15 protein-coding genes are annotated in these 14,774 nt (G+C 66.1%); 13 read left to right on the plus strand and 2 right to left on the minus strand.

The features are described from left to right. Positions 1–44 precede the first annotated feature (44 nt). Complete coding sequence (locus tag D779_RS04740) at positions 45–1,217, minus strand: transglycosylase SLT domain-containing protein (protein ID WP_232424065.1); 1,173 nt, start codon at positions 1,215–1,217, stop codon at positions 45–47. 242 nt (positions 1,218–1,459) lie between these two features. Between D779_RS04740 and D779_RS04745 the strand changes: the two genes are divergently transcribed. From D779_RS04745 to dnaQ, 3 genes are read left to right on the plus strand one after another with little or no spacing between them, the layout of a single operon-like run. Then, positions 1,460–2,221, plus strand: coding sequence for a class I SAM-dependent methyltransferase (locus D779_RS04745; protein WP_043750231.1), 762 nt, complete (start codon positions 1,460–1,462; stop codon positions 2,219–2,221). Continuing rightward, complete coding sequence (gene rnhA, locus D779_RS04750; protein ID WP_043750234.1) at positions 2,214–2,675, plus strand: ribonuclease HI; 462 nt, start codon at positions 2,214–2,216, stop codon at positions 2,673–2,675. The genes D779_RS04745 and rnhA overlap by 8 nt, the downstream gene beginning before the upstream one ends. Next, complete coding sequence (dnaQ, locus tag D779_RS04755; RefSeq protein WP_043750238.1) at positions 2,656–3,378, plus strand: DNA polymerase III subunit epsilon; 723 nt, start codon at positions 2,656–2,658, stop codon at positions 3,376–3,378. The genes rnhA and dnaQ overlap by 20 nt, the downstream gene beginning before the upstream one ends. A 20-nt stretch (positions 3,379–3,398) precedes the next feature. On the opposite strand, the gene fnr is transcribed toward dnaQ, so the two are convergent. After that, entirely contained in the window at positions 3,399–4,160 is a 762-nt protein-coding gene (gene fnr / locus D779_RS04760) for a fumarate/nitrate reduction transcriptional regulator Fnr (RefSeq protein WP_043750241.1), read from the minus strand. Between the two features lie 278 nt (positions 4,161–4,438). Here fnr and D779_RS04765 point away from each other — a divergent pair, with 278 nt between their 5' ends. The 10 genes from D779_RS04765 (at position 4,439) to D779_RS04810 (ending at position 14,739) form a co-directional block, all read left to right on the plus strand. Beyond that, entirely contained in the window at positions 4,439–6,082 is a 1,644-nt protein-coding gene (locus tag D779_RS04765) for a CTP synthase (RefSeq protein WP_198295662.1), read from the plus strand. After that, complete coding sequence (gene kdsA / locus D779_RS04770; RefSeq protein ID WP_198295663.1) at positions 6,079–6,915, plus strand: 3-deoxy-8-phosphooctulonate synthase; 837 nt, start codon at positions 6,079–6,081, stop codon at positions 6,913–6,915. Before D779_RS04765 ends, kdsA begins: the two co-directional genes overlap by 4 nt. Positions 6,916–7,201: 286 nt before the next feature. After that, a complete protein-coding gene (locus D779_RS20915) occupies positions 7,202–8,533 on the plus strand; it encodes a GGDEF domain-containing protein (protein WP_052347835.1) in 1,332 nt (443 codons plus the stop codon). A 127-nt stretch (positions 8,534–8,660) separates the two neighbouring features. Next, the gene (locus D779_RS04780) at positions 8,661–9,455 is read left to right on the plus strand and encodes a TIGR01458 family HAD-type hydrolase (protein WP_043750390.1); all 795 of its coding nucleotides are present in this window, start codon (positions 8,661–8,663) and stop codon (positions 9,453–9,455) included. A 156-nt stretch (positions 9,456–9,611) separates the two neighbouring features. After that, entirely contained in the window at positions 9,612–10,889 is a 1,278-nt protein-coding gene (gene eno, locus D779_RS04785) for a phosphopyruvate hydratase (protein ID WP_043750244.1), read from the plus strand. A 62-nt stretch (positions 10,890–10,951) separates the two neighbouring features. Then, positions 10,952–11,245, plus strand: coding sequence for a cell division protein FtsB (gene ftsB, locus D779_RS04790; RefSeq protein WP_043750247.1), 294 nt, complete (start codon positions 10,952–10,954; stop codon positions 11,243–11,245). Then, entirely contained in the window at positions 11,242–11,949 is a 708-nt protein-coding gene (ispD, locus tag D779_RS04795; RefSeq protein ID WP_043750249.1) for a 2-C-methyl-D-erythritol 4-phosphate cytidylyltransferase, read from the plus strand. The genes ftsB and ispD overlap by 4 nt, the downstream gene beginning before the upstream one ends. Before the next feature lie 159 nt (positions 11,950–12,108). After that, entirely contained in the window at positions 12,109–12,588 is a 480-nt protein-coding gene (gene ispF / locus D779_RS04800) for a 2-C-methyl-D-erythritol 2,4-cyclodiphosphate synthase (protein ID WP_043750250.1), read from the plus strand. Next, complete coding sequence (gene truD, locus D779_RS04805; protein WP_043750253.1) at positions 12,581–13,648, plus strand: tRNA pseudouridine(13) synthase TruD; 1,068 nt, start codon at positions 12,581–12,583, stop codon at positions 13,646–13,648. The genes ispF and truD overlap by 8 nt, the downstream gene beginning before the upstream one ends. A gap of 194 nt (positions 13,649–13,842) precedes the next feature. Continuing rightward, on the plus strand, positions 13,843–14,739 hold the full coding sequence (locus D779_RS04810) for an ATP-binding response regulator (RefSeq protein ID WP_043750257.1): 897 nt from the start codon (positions 13,843–13,845) through the stop codon (positions 14,737–14,739). Positions 14,740–14,774: the final 35 nt, after the last annotated feature.

The raw sequence follows: 14,774 nt of genomic DNA on the forward strand, positions 1-14,774 counted from the left end.
GCGCTGCGGAACGCGTCCTGGCGGACGGGTCACTCCGGCGCGGATCAGCTCGAGCCCTTGGTGCTGCGTCTGTAGATGCGCAGCGTATCGCCGGGGGCGATGCGTGCATCGGTGATCCGGTTCCAGCGCTGGATATCCGCCGTCGTCACGCCGTAGCGGCGGGCGATGGCCGAGATGGAGTCGCCCTTGCGCACGCGGTGGGTGACCACCTGGGGCGAGTGTCTCTTGGTCGGGATGCTCAGCGTCTGTCCGGGCAGCAATGGATCCCTGACCGACATGCCGTTCCATTCGGCCAGGGTCTCGAGGTCGAGGCCATGGCGCAATGCGACCGAGGCGAGCGTCTCGCCGTTGCGCACCAGATGATCCTGGCTGTCGAGCGATGCGTCCTCGAGGAGGCCGGGCTGGCGCTGATGCAGGCGAACGGCGACCCGCGAGGACGTGGAGGCGGATGCCGCGGGTATGACGTCGATCTTGGACGAGTTGGCGCTGATTCTGCGCGATTCGGCGACCAGCCTGGCCGCGGCGAGGATCTGGGGCACGTACTGCCGGGTCTCCGAGGGGAGGTCGAGCGACCAGAAATCCGTGGCTCTGCCGCTGCGCCGATTGGAGGCGATGGCCGATTCGACGCGGCCAGGCCCGCAATTGTAGGCGGCCATCGCCAGCTCCCAGTCGCCGTCGAAGCGGCGGTTGAGCTGCTGGAGATAGTCGAGCGCGGCGCGCGTCGATGCGATCGGATCGCGACGCTCGTCGCGTCCGCCGTCGAGCCTCAGTCCCATCTCCCGCGCCGTGTAGGGCATGAACTGCCACATGCCGGCGGCGGCCTTGGGCGAGGTGGCCGAGGGGTTGTAGCGGCTTTCCACATGGGGCAGAAAGGCCAGCTCCATGGGGAAGCCGCGGCGCTCGATCTCCCTGGCGATGTAGGGCAGATAGGGCGAGGCGCGCTGGGACAGCTTCTCCAGATAGCGGGGGTCGCGTCTGAAGCGTTCCAGCGTGCTGTCGATGCGGGTGTTGGCGTGGAGATCGAGCTGCATCCCGGCCCGGACCCGCGACCAGAGGTCGCCGCTGGAGCCGTTCTGGGCCAGTCTCCGGGCGCCGTTCACGGAGACGTCGCGGGCGGGCTTGACGAAGCCGTATTCCCGGGCCGAGATGGATCCGGCGTAACTTCCGTACGGCTCTGCGAAGGCCGTGACGTCGGCGCGCTGAGCGCAACCCGACATCAGCGGCAATGCTAGGACAGCCAGCGCACAGGCTGTTCGTCCAAGAAGGCTGGCTTCAGGCATGGGAACCCCGGCTTGAAATCATGTAACTGCCTGTTTGAGCGAAATATTATGATTTTACCCGCGCCATCATACGCAAAGGGGCGGTCTAATTCCAGGTCTCTCTCGGGGTCTCGGCGGGTCGGCTCGCGGGACAGCGCGGGCGATCCTGGGTACCATGTGCGTCCCCAAGAGGCTCGCGCATGATCGTTTCCATCCATCAGGAATCCCCGCTGGCACGTCTGCAGGACTGGTATCGCACCCCACTCGGTCAGGGGGTGGCGAGGCTGGAGTGCGCCTCGGTCCAGCGTCTGCTCAATACCACCTTCGGGTATTATCTGGTTCAGATCGGCGCGACCGAGGCCTTCCGCGACGTCCTGGCCGCCAGCCGGATCCGCCATCGCATCCTCATGCCGATCGAGCCGCCCGGCACGGCTGGCGCCCAGGTGCTGGGCGCGGCCGACCAGCTGCCCTTCGCGTCCGACAGCATCGATGCCGTGCTGCTGCCTCACACGCTGGATTTCGCCGCCGATCCGCGAGCCGTCGTGGCGGAGGTCGAACGGGTTCTGATTCCCGAGGGACGGGTCCTGGTGGTGGGGTTCAACGCGCTCAGTCCCTGGGGGCTGCGTCGTCTGCTGTGGCGCTCGAAGGGACGGATGCCCTGGTGCGGCCGTTTCCATCTGTCCACTCAGGTTCGCGATCTGCTGGCCGAGCACGGCTGCGATCTCGAATGCTGCGAGTACAGTCTCTTCTGTCCGCCGCTGGCCCGATTCCAGGGAGGGCGCTGCTCCGCGTTCGATGCCATCGGGCGACGCTTCTGGCCGGCGCTGGGCGCGGTCTACGTGATCCGTGCGGTCAAGCGGGTCGCGACCGTGACGCCCCTGCGGCCGCGTCTGACGAATCCATCCGCCTTGCTGTCCGGGCGCGCGGTACGCCCGACCACCCGAGGAACAGGTCATGTCTGATTGCGTTCGGGCCTTCACAGACGGTGCCTGCAAGGGCAATCCCGGCCCCGGTGGCTGGGGCGTGCTGCTGCGTTGGGGCGAGGTCGAGAAGGAACTCTTCGGCGGCGAGCGCGAGACGACCAACAACCGCATGGAGCTGATGGCCGTGATCGTCGCCCTGGAGTCGCTCACGCGACCGACCTGTATCGAGATCACCACCGACTCGCAATACGTCAAGCGTGGCGTCGGCGAATGGATGCCGCGCTGGAAGCGCAACGGCTGGATGACCGCCGAGCGCAAACCGGTCAAGAACCGCGACCTCTGGGAGCGGCTCGACCGTGCCCTGGGCGGGCATCGCGTGGGCTGGCATTGGGTGAAGGGCCATGCGGGTCACGAGGACAACGAACGCGCCGACCGCCTGGCCAACCGAGGCGTCGTCGCTCAGGAGGGCGTCCATGCGTCAAATCGTTCTTGATACCGAAACCACGGGACTGGATCCCCTCGAGGGGCACCGGATCATCGAGATCGGCTGCGTCGAGCTGATCGAACGCCGGCTGACCCGCAACAACTTCCATCAGTACATCCAGCCGGGGCGCGAGATCGACGCCGGGGCGATCGAGGTGCACGGCATCACCAACGAGTTCCTCGCCGACAAGCCGCGTTTCGCCGAGGTGGCCGAGGCATTCCTGCGATTCGTCGAGGGTGCCGAGCTCATCATCCACAATGCGCCCTTCGACGTCGGCTTCCTGGATCACGAACTGAGGCTCTGGCGCCCGAAGGGCGCGCCCTGCATCTCGGATCTGTGCGAGGTGACCGACACCCTGGCGATGGCGCGCAAGCGCCACCCCGGGCAGCGCAACGGACTGGATGCGCTCTGCAAGCGCTACGCGGTGGACAACTCGCATCGCGAACTCCACGGTGCCTTGCTCGACGCCGAGATCCTGGCGGACGTCTATCTCGCCATGACGGGGGGGCAGGTGGCGCTGCACCTGGGGAGCGATACTCGGGAGGAGGGTGGGCGTTCCAGGCGCTCGGGGCATCGCGGCAGCATCGATCCGGGGCGTCCGGCGCTCAGGGTGGTTCGTGCCGGAGAGGATGCCCTGGCGGCGCACGAGGCGCGTCTGGCGGCCATCCAGAAGGCCAGTTCGGATGGCTGTCTATGGCTCCGGGAAGGCTGAGACAGGAATAGCGCTGGGACTCAGGTCTGTTGCTGCTGCTGGCGGCGCCCCTGGCCGGAGCCGACGACCAGCGCCTCGAGTGCAGACAGGTCCAGGAGCTGGATGTGCTTGCGGTCGACCCGCATCAGGCCGTCCTCCTGGAAGCGGGTGAAGAGCCGGCTGACGGTCTCCACCGCGAGACCGAGATAGTTGCCGATCTCGTGGCGCGACATGCTGAGATAGAAGTCCGAGGGCGAGAGCCCGCGCTTGTGCAGACGCTGCGACAGGCTCAACAGGAAGGCGGCCAGACGCTCCTCGGCGTTCTTCTTGCCGAGCAGCAGGAGCATGTCCGTGTCCTGTCCGATCTCCTTGCTCAGGAGCCGGTACATCTGGTGCTGCAGGCTGGGGATGGTGCAGGTGAGCTCTTCGAGCCGGCTGAAGGGGATCTCGCAGATCGCCGAGGTTTCCAGTACCTTGGCCGAACAGGCATGGGCGTCCTTGTCGATGGCGTCCATGCCGATGATTTCGCCCGGCAGATGGAAGCCGAGCACCTGTTCGCCGCCCTCGGGGCTGGGGGCGAAGGTCTTGACCGATCCCGTCTTGACCACGTATAGGGATCGAAAGCGGTCCCCCTCGCGGAACAGGAAGTCGCCTCGGTGCAGGGGGCGTGCGCGCTTGACGATGTCGTCCAGACGCTCGACGTCCTCCGGCACCAAGCCCATGGGCAGGCACAGAGAGGACAGCGTACAGTTCTTGCATGCGACTCGGATGGTTTCTAGAGAGATCACTTTTCGCTGATTCAAGACACCGCCCCTTAGGCTGACATCGACGGTAGGGTTTTATGCTGCCGGTTGATCTGGATCAAATATAAGTATTTTGTAACCTGATCCACATCAGAATACAAGGGTGCTGTTCCGTGTACGGGTCAGGGTCCGGTCCGTTCCTACCTTTCGTCGCGCGACCCCTCGTCTCGGAGGTTCGGGGAGGCTGATTCGCACCGGCTTGATTGAGCGGATGCGGGGATTTTGGTACTTTGTCCCGGCATTCGGGCTTCCACCCTCGACCCTCCTCCTGTTTCCCTATGACTAAGTTCATTTTCATCACCGGCGGTGTCGTTTCATCGCTGGGCAAAGGTATTGCATCGGCTTCCCTCGGGGCATTGCTCGAAGCGCGCGGCCTCAAGGTCACCATGATCAAGCTGGATCCCTACATCAACGTGGATCCGGGCACCATGAGCCCCTTCCAGCACGGCGAGGTCTACGTCACCGACGACGGTGCCGAGACCGACCTCGACCTGGGGCACTACGAGCGTTTTCTGCGCACCCCCATGGGGCGCAACAACAATTTCACCACGGGCCAGATCTACGACTGCGTGCTGCGCAAGGAGCGCCGCGGCGACTATCTGGGCCGCACCGTGCAGGTGATCCCGCACATCACCGACGAGATCAAGCAGAGCATCCGTCTCGGCGCCGAGGGCAACGACGTCGCCATGGTCGAGATCGGCGGCACCGTGGGCGACATCGAATCGCTGCCCTTCCTGGAGGCGATCCGCCAGATGCGCGTCGAGGAGGGCCGCGAGAACGCGCTCTTCATGCATCTGACGCTGGTCCCCTATATCCGCACCGCCGGCGAGATCAAGACCAAGCCGACCCAGCACTCGGTCAAGGAACTGCGCTCCATCGGCATCCAGCCCGACATCCTGCTGTGTCGGGCCGAGAAGAATCTCCCCGACGACGAGCGGCGCAAGATCGCGCTTTTCACCAACGTGCCCGAGAACGCCGTCATCTCGGCCGTGGATGCGGACAACATCTACCGCATCCCGCGTCTGCTCCATGCCCAGCAGCTCGACGAGCTGGTGGTGCGCCAGTTCCACCTCGAGGTGCCCGAGGCGGATCTCGGCGAATGGGATCGGGTGATGGAGGGCTTCGATCATCCGACCCGCCGGGTCCGCATCGGCATGGTCGGCAAATACATGAACAACACCGAGGCCTACAAGTCGCTCTCCGAGGCGCTCGCCCATGCTGGGGTGCGGACGGGCACCAAGGTCGAAATCCTCTATGTCGACTCGGAAGAGATCGAGCAGGAGGGGACCGCCTGCCTGGACGGGCTCGATGCCATTCTGGTCCCGGGCGGCTTTGGCGAGCGCGGGATCGAGGGCAAGATCGCGAGCGCCCGCTACGCCCGCGAGAACCGGGTGCCCTATCTGGGCATCTGTCTCGGGATGCAGATCGCCGTGATCGAGTACGCCCGCCACGTCGCCCATCTCGAGGGCGCGCACAGCACCGAGTTCGACCGCCAGACCCCGCATCCCATCATCGCGCTCATCACCGAGTGGCGCGACGAGAAGGGCAAGGTCGAGACCCGCGGCGAGGGCGACGATCTCGGCGGATCCATGCGTCTCGGCGGCCAGAACTGCCGTCTGGAGCCGGGCAGTCTGGCCCGTGCCGTCTACGGCAAGCCGCAGGTCCGCGAACGTCATCGCCACCGCTACGAGTTCAACAACCGCTACATCAACGCCATGCAGGACGCCGGCATGCGCTTCTCTGGCTGGTCGCTGGACAGCCGTCTGGTCGAGATCGTCGAGATCCCGGATCATCCCTGGTTCATCGCCTGCCAGTTCCATCCCGAGTTCACCTCGACCCCGCGTGACGGACATCCGCTGTTCGAGGGCTTCGTCCACGCGGCCCTGGACCATCAGGAGAAGCGCGGAGGCGAGGCGGCATGATGCGGCTGGCCGGCTTCGAGGTCGGGCTCGACAGGCCTCTGTTCCTGATCGCCGGCCCCTGCGTCATCGAGAGCGAGACGCTGGCGCACGAGACCGCTGGCGCGCTGAAGGAGATGACCGAGGCGCTCGGCATCCCCTTCATCTACAAGTCCTCGTTCGACAAGGCCAACCGTTCCTCGGCCGGCAGTTTCCGCGGGCCCGGACTGGAGGAGGGGCTGCGCATCCTCGAGTCGGTCGGACAGCGTATCGGCGTGCCCGTGCTGACCGACGTGCACGAGGATACGCCGCTCGGCGAGGTCGCCGCCGTCGTCGACGTGCTGCAGACGCCGGCCTTCCTCTGCCGTCAGACCAACTTTATCCGCGCGGTCGCGAATCAGGGCAAGCCCGTCAACATCAAGAAGGGCCAGTTCCTGGCCCCTTGGGACATGCGCCATGTGGTCGAGAAGGCGCGCTCGACCGGAAACGACTCCATCATGGTCTGCGAGCGCGGCGTCTCCTTCGGCTACAACAACCTTGTCTCGGACATGCGCGCGCTCGCCGTGATGCGCGAGACCGGCTGTCCGGTCGTCTTCGACGCGACCCACTCGGTCCAGCTGCCGGGCGGTCAGGGCGACCGCTCGGGCGGGCAGCGCGAATTCGTGCCCGTGCTGGCGCGCGCCGCCGTCGCCGCCGGGGTCTCGGGTCTCTTCATGGAGACGCATCCGGACCCGGACCGGGCGCTGAGCGACGGACCTAACGCCTGGCCGCTCGGACGTCTGCGCGATCTGCTCGCGACCCTGGTCGAGCTCGACCGCTTGGTGAAGTCCGCTGGGTTCGACGAGCAGCGTCTCTGAGCTCGAGATCATCCATATCCGGCTCGCCCGACGCTCGGCGTCGGTCTCTCCATCACCGGCAGCCATTTCGATGCCGCTTTGAATCCGTGTTGCGGACATCGATCCGGATCGGTTCTAATTGCAACCGCTTAACAGACGCATCCAGCCGATTCAACTAGTATTGATCGGGCGTTCGGCCGTCCCTTCGAGCCATGTCCCTCGTCCGCAGCCATCGACCCTTTAGGCTGCCCATCGGTGGCTTCGGAGAGGCATCGCCAAGACCTGGATAGTCGAGCTCTCCACAATCATGCCGAGCCAACCGATTCAATCGACCCCCGGCGGGGCCGTCCCCTCGCCCGAGACGGTGCGAGGCGTTCACCGCGGCGGCGCGGACCATCGGGCGCTGAACGAGCGAATTCGCGCCGAAAGGATCTCTCTGGTCTTCGGCAACACGGGGCCGGCCCTGCTCGGCAACATCCTGGTCGCCTTGCTGGCCATGGTGGTGCTGTTGCCTCTGGTGCCGACCGCGACGGCGCTCGGCTGGCTCTTCGTTCTCTTGGCGATCGCGGCGGTTCGCTGGCGGCTGAAGCGGTCCTACGATCGATACGCGAGCGATCGTCATCCGCCGCCGGACGTCTGGATCCGGCGCGTCTTCGTGGTGCTGACGGTCAACGGGGTCTGGTGGGGCGTCTTCGGTATCCTCCTGCTGAGTTACGCCGATCGTTTTCAGGCCGGCTTCGCGCCCTTCATCATCGGCGGGATGATCGCCGCCGCGGTGGCGACCCTGGGGTCGCTGCGCTCGGCCTATCTCGGGTTCACCCTGCCCATGGCCGCTATTCTGGTGGGGACGCTGATCCGGCAGGGCGATCCGGATGCCTTGCTCATGGCCGGATTCTCGATCGCCTTCGAGATCACCATGATCGGGACCGTCTGGCAGGTGAGCGCGATCGTCAGCCGCAATATCGAGCTGAGGATCCAGAACGAGTCGCTCGTGGGTTCGCTGACCCTGACCAATTGCGAGCTGGCCGAGGTCAATCAGGATCTCGCCCGCGAGATCGAGGATCGCAAGCGCGCCGAGGCGCGCAGCGAGTTTCTGGCCTCTCACGACACCCTCACGGGCCTGCCCAACCGCCGGACCCAGAAGGATCGCTTCGCGCGAGCGGCCGCCCGGGCGGCCCGCGAGGGCGGAGCGGTTGCCGTACTCTTCCTGGATCTCGACAGCTTCAAACAGGTCAACGACACGCTGGGGCACAGTGCCGGAGACAGGCTGCTGTGCGTCGTGGCCGACCGGCTGCGCGACTGTCTCAGACGGATGGATTCGGTTTGCAGACACGGCGGCGACGAATTTCTGGTGCTGATTGGCGACGCCCAGGATCGGGAGAAGGTCGGTGTGGTCGCGGATCGCATCATCCAGTCGGTTCGCATGCCCGTCGACCTCGAGGGCGAGCGCGTCCAGGTCGGCTGCAGTATCGGCATCAGTCTCTATCCGGACGACGGCGACGACTTCGAGCTGTTGGTCGGCTGCGCCGACCAGGCCCTGTATCGCGCCAAACGCCGGGGCGGGATCGGCTATCGTTTTTTCCTGCCGGATCTGGATCTCTGCGATGCCTCGAACCTGCGCGTCAAGCGGGTCTCGTGAACGAGGTTGGTCGATAGCCTCGGGCTCTCGTCTCATCTCGGGTTCCAGGCTCGTGTGCTTGAAGCCCTCTCGCACCACCCAACAGTTTCTGAACCAGACTCAGGACATCCAGAGCGAGGCGAAGACCATGACCACCCAGATCCGCGCATTCCTGATCGACATGGACGGGGTCCTCTACGAGGGCGAACGCCCCATTCCGGGTGCGGCCGAGACGCTCGACTGGCTGAGGTCCCGGGGGATCCCCTTTCTCTTCCTGACCAACACCAGCTCGCGCCCCAGGTCGGCGCTGGTCGAAAAGCTGGCCGGATTCGGCATCGCGGCCGATCCGGACCGGATCCTGACCCCGCCGGTCGCCGCCGCCAGATGGCTGACCGCGCACGTCGAGGATCCCGTCGTGCTCTGCGTGCCGGATGCGACCCTGTCGGATTTCGCCGATCTGCCGCTCGCCGACCCCGAGTCCGGGGATCCGGTCGGCGCGGTGGTGCTCGGGGATCTCGGCGAGGGCTGGAGCTTCTCCAGGCTCAACCAGGCATTCCGCTGTCTCATGCGGCAGAACCGGCCCCATCTGGTCGCGCTCGGCATGACGCGCTACTGGAAGGCCGAGGACGGGCTACGGCTGGATACGGGGCCCTTCGTCGCGGCGCTCGAACAGGCCAGCGGGCGATCCGCCGTGGTGCTCGGCAAGCCGGAGGCACCCTTTTTCGAGACCGCGCTCGGGCTGCTCGGGGCCAGCGCGGATGAGACCTGCATGATCGGAGACGATCTGAGGGGCGATATCGGTGGTGCCCGGTCCGCCGGAATGCGGGCCCTCCTGGTTCGAACCGGGAAGTTTCAGCCGAGCGATCTGGATCAGGACATCCGGCCGACGGCCGTCATCGATTCCTTCGCGGATCTGCCGGCCTGGTTTTCCGCCCCGGGTTGAGGCTTCGTCACCCATGACCGAGAAGCCGAAGGGTGCTCGCCGATTCCCTCGGCAGGCACTCCGCTCTATTCTGGCCGCTCTTTATGGGTCGAAACAGCGCACGCCCTCTCCGGGCGGGTTAGAATCCACCCCTCGAATCTTCAGGAGTCATCCATCATGTCCGAAATCGTCGATGTCCGCGCCCGCGAGGTGCTGGATTCCCGTGGAAATCCGACCGTCGAGGCCGACGTCATCACCGCCGACGGCGCCATCGGGCGCGCCATCGTGCCTTCGGGCGCCTCGACCGGCTCGCGCGAGGCGCTCGAGCTTCGCGACGGCGACAAATCCAGATTTGGCGGCAAGGGCGTGCGGACGGCGGTCGCCAACATCCAGGGCGAGCTGCGGAGTGCCATCCTCGGCATGGATGTCGCCGATCAGAGGGCGCTGGACCAGCGCATGATCGAGCTCGACGGTACCGACAACAAGGCCAGGCTCGGGGCCAACGCGCTGCTCGGCATCTCGCTCGCGGCGGCCCATGCGGCGGCCCAGGAGAAGGCGCTGCCGCTGTTCCAGTCGCTGTCCGCCGGTCCCTACCGCCTGCCCGTGCCCATGATGAACATCATCAACGGCGGCGAGCATGCCGACAACAGCGTCGATTTCCAGGAGTTCATGATTCTGCCGGTGGGCGCCGGCAGCATTCGCGAGGCGGTCCGCTACGGCGCCGAGGTCTTCCACGCCCTCAAGTCGGTCCTGCACGGCCGCGGTCTGGCGACCTCGGTCGGCGACGAGGGCGGCTTCGCCCCCGATCTCGCCTCCAACGAGGCGGCGATCGAGGCCATCCTCGAGGCGATCGACAAGACCGGATTCAAGGTCGGCTCCGACATCTATCTGGGTCTGGACGTGGCCGCCTCCGAGTTCTACGAGGACGGCAAGTACGTGCTCAAGGGCGAGGGCCGCACCCTCGATTCCGACGGCATGATCGACCTGCTCGACGCCTGGGTCTCCAAGTATCCCATCCTCTCGATCGAGGACGGCCTGGCCGAGGGCGACTGGGACGGCTGGAAGCGCATGACCGATCGTCTGGGCGGCAAGGTGCAGATCGTCGGCGACGACCTCTTCGTCACCAACACCCGCATCCTCCAGGAAGGCATCGACAAGGGCGTCGCCAACTCCATCCTCATCAAGGTCAACCAGATCGGTACCCTGACCGAGACCCTGGAGGCCATCGCCATGGCGCACGGCGCCGGCTATACCGCCGTCGTCTCGCACCGCTCGGGCGAGACCGAGGACACCACCATCGCCGATCTGGTGGTCGCGACCAGCGCCGGTCAGATCAAGACGGGCTCGCTGTCGCGCTCCGACCGCGTCGCCAAGTACAACCAGCTGATGCGCATCGAGGATCAGCTGGCCGACGAGGCCCAGTATGCGGGCCCCGCCGCCTTCAGATGGCTGTGACACAACCTCGTGGGGGATCGGCGCTCGCCGGTCCCCATCCCTGATCGCCTCTAGGCCTGGATATGCGTTGGCTGATCGCTCTGCTGCTCCTTCTCTTGGTCGCTCTCCAGTACCGGCTTTGGGTCGGGGAGGGGAGTCTTGCCGATCTGCATGCGCTGAAGCAGGAGATCGCGCTCCTGCAGCAGGAGATCGGGCGGCTGATCGAGCGTAATCAGGAGCTCCAAGCCGAGGTCGAGGATCTCGGCGAGGGGCTGGACGCCATCGAGGAACGGGCACGCACCGAGCTCGGTATGATCAAATCCGGAGAGACCTTCATTCAGGTCATCGAACCCCAGGCGTCGGAGGCCCCCAAATGACGGAGGCCCCGGCACTCTGGGCGGTGCTGCCGGCCGCCGGCGTCGGACGCCGGATGGGCAGCGCCGTTCCCAAGCAATATCTGGATCTCGCCGGCCGCGCGGTGATCGAGCATACGCTGGATCTCTTCGTCGCAGATCCGCGGATTCGTGGCGTCGCGGTGGCGCTTGGGCGGGAAGACGCCTATTGGGGCGATACCGGCTACGCCGACCATCCCAAGGTGATGCGCGCCCCGGGCGGCGCGGAGCGCTGCCATTCGGTGCTCAACGCATTGGGCGTCCTCGAGGGGCGGGCCGGGGACGACGACTGGGTCCTGGTCCACGACGCGGCCCGGCCCTGTCTGCGCGTGGCCGATCTGGATCGGCTGATCGAGGCGCTGATGGACGACCCGGTCGGGGGGCTGCTCGGCATCCAGGTGCGCGACACCATGAAGCGCGCCGGGGAGGGCGAGCGGATCGAGACCACCGTCGACCGATCCAGCCTCTGGCATGCCTACACGCCGCAGATGTTCCGCCTCGGGCTGCTGCGCCATGCGCTCCATGACGCGCTGGAGGCGGGCGATCTGGTCACGGACGACGCCTCGGCCATGGAGCGTCTCGGCCGGGCCCCGCGCCTGATCGAGGGACACGCCGACAACATCAAGATCACCCGGGCCGAGGATCTTCCCCTGGCCCGTTTCTACCTGCAGCAGCAGGGACGTATCTGACAGAGCTTCCAGCTTTCAGCCTCCAGCTTCCAGCCTTTCCGACTCCTCCCTTGGCCTCCATTGCCGAATTTGGTGGCTGCCCGAGAGGAATGGACGAGTCTCCGATCACGGCTCGAGGTTGAAGCTGGAGGCTGGCAGCTGGCGGCTGGAGGCTGACACATGCTTATCGGACAGGGCTTCGATGCCCATCGTTTCGCCCCGGATCGCCCGCTCGTCCTGGGCGGTGTCGAGATTCCCCACGATCAGGGGATGCTGGCCCATTCGGACGGCGACGTCCTCATCCACGCACTCTGCGATGCCTTGCTCGGCGCGGCCGGGCTGGGCGACATCGGGCGTCATTTCCCGGACACGGACGACGCCTTCGCGGGCATCGACAGCCGCATTCTGCTGCGCCGCGTCATGGAGAGTCTCGCCGAGCGCGGTCTCTCGGTCCACAACGCCGATATGACCCTGATCGCCCAGAGACCCAAGTTGGCCCCCTACATCGATCCCATGCGTCGGGTGCTGGCCGGGGATCTGGGCTGCGACGTCCAGCGGGTCAACGTCAAGGCGACGACCATGGAGAAGATGGGCTTCACCGGACGCGGCGAAGGCATCGCGGCCTCGGCCTCGGTGCTCCTGAGCGAACCCGATGTCTGAGATATCCGCCGTGCGTTGGACGAGCTTCTCGGCGCTGCCCCGTGCCCACGGCGAGCCGCTGGGGCAGGGGCGTCTCAGGGTCGTGCCGGAGGACTTCCAGGTCGAGGAGCATCTGGGCTTCGAGCCGGACGGCGAGGGCGATCATCTGCTGCTCTGGGTCCGCAAGACCGGCGCCAATACCGAATGGGTCGCGCGCAAGCTGGCCGCCCTGGCCGGCGTCCAGGGATCCGCGGTCGGGTACGCCGGGCTCAAGGACCGTCATGCCGTCACCGCTCAATGGTTCTCGGTTCCGCGACCGCGCCAAGGGCTTCCGGATTGGTCCGAGCTGAACGCATTCGGGATCGAGGTTCGGGAGGTGCACGCCCATCGCCGCAAACTGCGACGCGGTGCATTGCAGGGAAACCGCTTTCGCATCCGCGTGCGCGATGTCGGACTCGATCCCGAGCGGCTTCGGGAGTGTGCAGCGGCCATCGCCGGATCCGGCGTCCCGAACTATTTCGGTGCGCAGCGCTTCGGTCGCGACGATGCCAATCTGATCCACGCCGGCGAGCTCTTCTCCGGCGCCGCACGCCGGGTTCCGCGACATCTGCGCGGTCTCTGGCTGTCCGCCGCGCGCTCGCAGATCTTCAATCAGGTGCTCGCCGCTCGCGTCGAGCGGGGCGATTGGGACCGGCCCCTGGACGGCGACTGTCTTCAGCTCGATGGCAGCCATTCCTTCTTCCTCGCCGAGCGTATCGACGAGACGCTCGAGGAACGCTCTCGGCGGATGGATCTGCATCCGACGGGACCCCTGTGGGGGCGGGGCGACCTCCCCACTCAGGGGGCCGTGCGGTCCGCCGAGGAGGCCGCCGCCATGCCGTTCGAGGGCTGGACGGCCGGACTGGCGGCGGCGGGGATGGATCAGGAGCGTCGTGCCCTGCGTCTGCCCGTGTCGGATCTCGAGGTGGAATCCGACACCCGGGATCTGCTGGTCGCCTTCTATCTGAGCGCCGGATCCTATGCCACGGCCGTTCTGCGGGAATTCGTCGACTGTTTCGAGGAGCGGGCCGCCGAGGCTTGATCCGTCCGGCTCGGGAGGCTGGACCTCCGATTCTCCATGCCGATCACCAGGGTTGTCCTGGCCTCTTCACCTCTGCGGTGGCTGGATTTTCCACTTTGTGTCCCAATTCAAGATTTCGTCCCCCTGGGACGACGAGGCGTCTACAAGACGGCTAGGATTCTGATTGGACTATTGTAAGCGAGAGGGAGCATGGCATGGCTAGGCTGTTGATCGTCGATGACGAGCCCATCAATCTCGAGATCATCGCGCACTGTCTCGGCGACGAGCACACATTGAGCTTCGCGCACGACGGTCTCGAGGCGTGGCAGATGCTCACATCGGAGCCGGATACGTTCGATGGGGTCATTCTAGATCGCATGATGCCCCGCATGGACGGTATCGACGTGCTCAAGCGTCTCAAGGCCGACACTCGCTTCAAGGACGTTCCGGTCATCATGCAGAGCGCGGCGGACAGCTCCGAGCAGGTCGCCGAGGGTCTGGCGGCCGGGGCCTGGTACTACCTGGCCAAGCCCTATTCGACCAAGGCGCTCACCAGCATCATCGCCGCCGCCCTGGACGATCGGCGCAGCCGGCGCGATCTGGCGCGTCTGGGCTCGGAGATGAAGGGCATGCTCGCCATGACCCGCGAGGCGGTCTATGCCTTCCGCCATCTCGACGAGGTCTCCATGCTCTCCTCCGTGCTGGCGCAGGCCTGCTCGAACGCCGAGGCGGTCTCCATGGGGCTCTCCGAGCTGATGCTCAACGCCGTCGAGCACGGCAATCTGGGGATCGATTACGCCGAGAAGGGCCGTCTCATCGAGGAGGGTACCTGGCGCGACGAGGTGGATAGCCGCTTGGCCGATCCGGCCCAGGCGGACCGCTACGCGACCATCCGCTTCAGTCGCGAGGCGGATCATCTGTCCTTCGTCATCACCGACCGGGGGAAGGGGTTCGAGTGGCGCAAATATCTCGACCTGGATCCGGCGCGCGCCTTCGACAGCCATGGCCGGGGGATCGCCATGGCGCGGCATCTGGCCTTCAGCTCGCTCGAATACCGTGGCTGCGGCAACCAGGTCGCGGTCAGGGTGCGGATTGGGGACGAGGAGGTCTGATCCCGGCCCGGCGGTTGACAATCGGCCCGCACCTG

Source organism: Imhoffiella purpurea, assembly GCF_000585215.1.
In the GTDB taxonomy this organism is placed as follows: Bacteria; Pseudomonadota; Gammaproteobacteria; order Chromatiales; family Chromatiaceae; genus Imhoffiella; species Imhoffiella purpurea.

Coding starts and splice junctions, on each gene's coding strand:
- D779_RS04740 (WP_232424065.1), bottom strand. CDS start 1,217: ATGTCGGGTTGCGCTCAGCGCGCCGACGTCACGGCCTTCGCAGAGCCG.
- D779_RS04745 (WP_043750231.1), top strand. CDS start 1,460: ATGATCGTTTCCATCCATCAGGAATCCCCGCTGGCACGTCTGCAGGAC.
- rnhA (WP_043750234.1), top strand. CDS start 2,214: ATGTCTGATTGCGTTCGGGCCTTCACAGACGGTGCCTGCAAGGGCAAT.
- dnaQ (WP_043750238.1), top strand. CDS start 2,656: ATGCGTCAAATCGTTCTTGATACCGAAACCACGGGACTGGATCCCCTC.
- D779_RS04765 (WP_198295662.1), top strand. CDS start 4,439: ATGACTAAGTTCATTTTCATCACCGGCGGTGTCGTTTCATCGCTGGGC.
- kdsA (WP_198295663.1), top strand. CDS start 6,079: ATGATGCGGCTGGCCGGCTTCGAGGTCGGGCTCGACAGGCCTCTGTTC.
- D779_RS20915 (WP_052347835.1), top strand. CDS start 7,202: ATGCCGAGCCAACCGATTCAATCGACCCCCGGCGGGGCCGTCCCCTCG.
- D779_RS04780 (WP_043750390.1), top strand. CDS start 8,661: ATGACCACCCAGATCCGCGCATTCCTGATCGACATGGACGGGGTCCTC.
- eno (WP_043750244.1), top strand. CDS start 9,612: ATGTCCGAAATCGTCGATGTCCGCGCCCGCGAGGTGCTGGATTCCCGT.
- ftsB (WP_043750247.1), top strand. CDS start 10,952: ATGCGTTGGCTGATCGCTCTGCTGCTCCTTCTCTTGGTCGCTCTCCAG.
- ispD (WP_043750249.1), top strand. CDS start 11,242: ATGACGGAGGCCCCGGCACTCTGGGCGGTGCTGCCGGCCGCCGGCGTC.
- ispF (WP_043750250.1), top strand. CDS start 12,109: ATGCTTATCGGACAGGGCTTCGATGCCCATCGTTTCGCCCCGGATCGC.
- truD (WP_043750253.1), top strand. CDS start 12,581: ATGTCTGAGATATCCGCCGTGCGTTGGACGAGCTTCTCGGCGCTGCCC.
- D779_RS04810 (WP_043750257.1), top strand. CDS start 13,843: ATGGCTAGGCTGTTGATCGTCGATGACGAGCCCATCAATCTCGAGATC.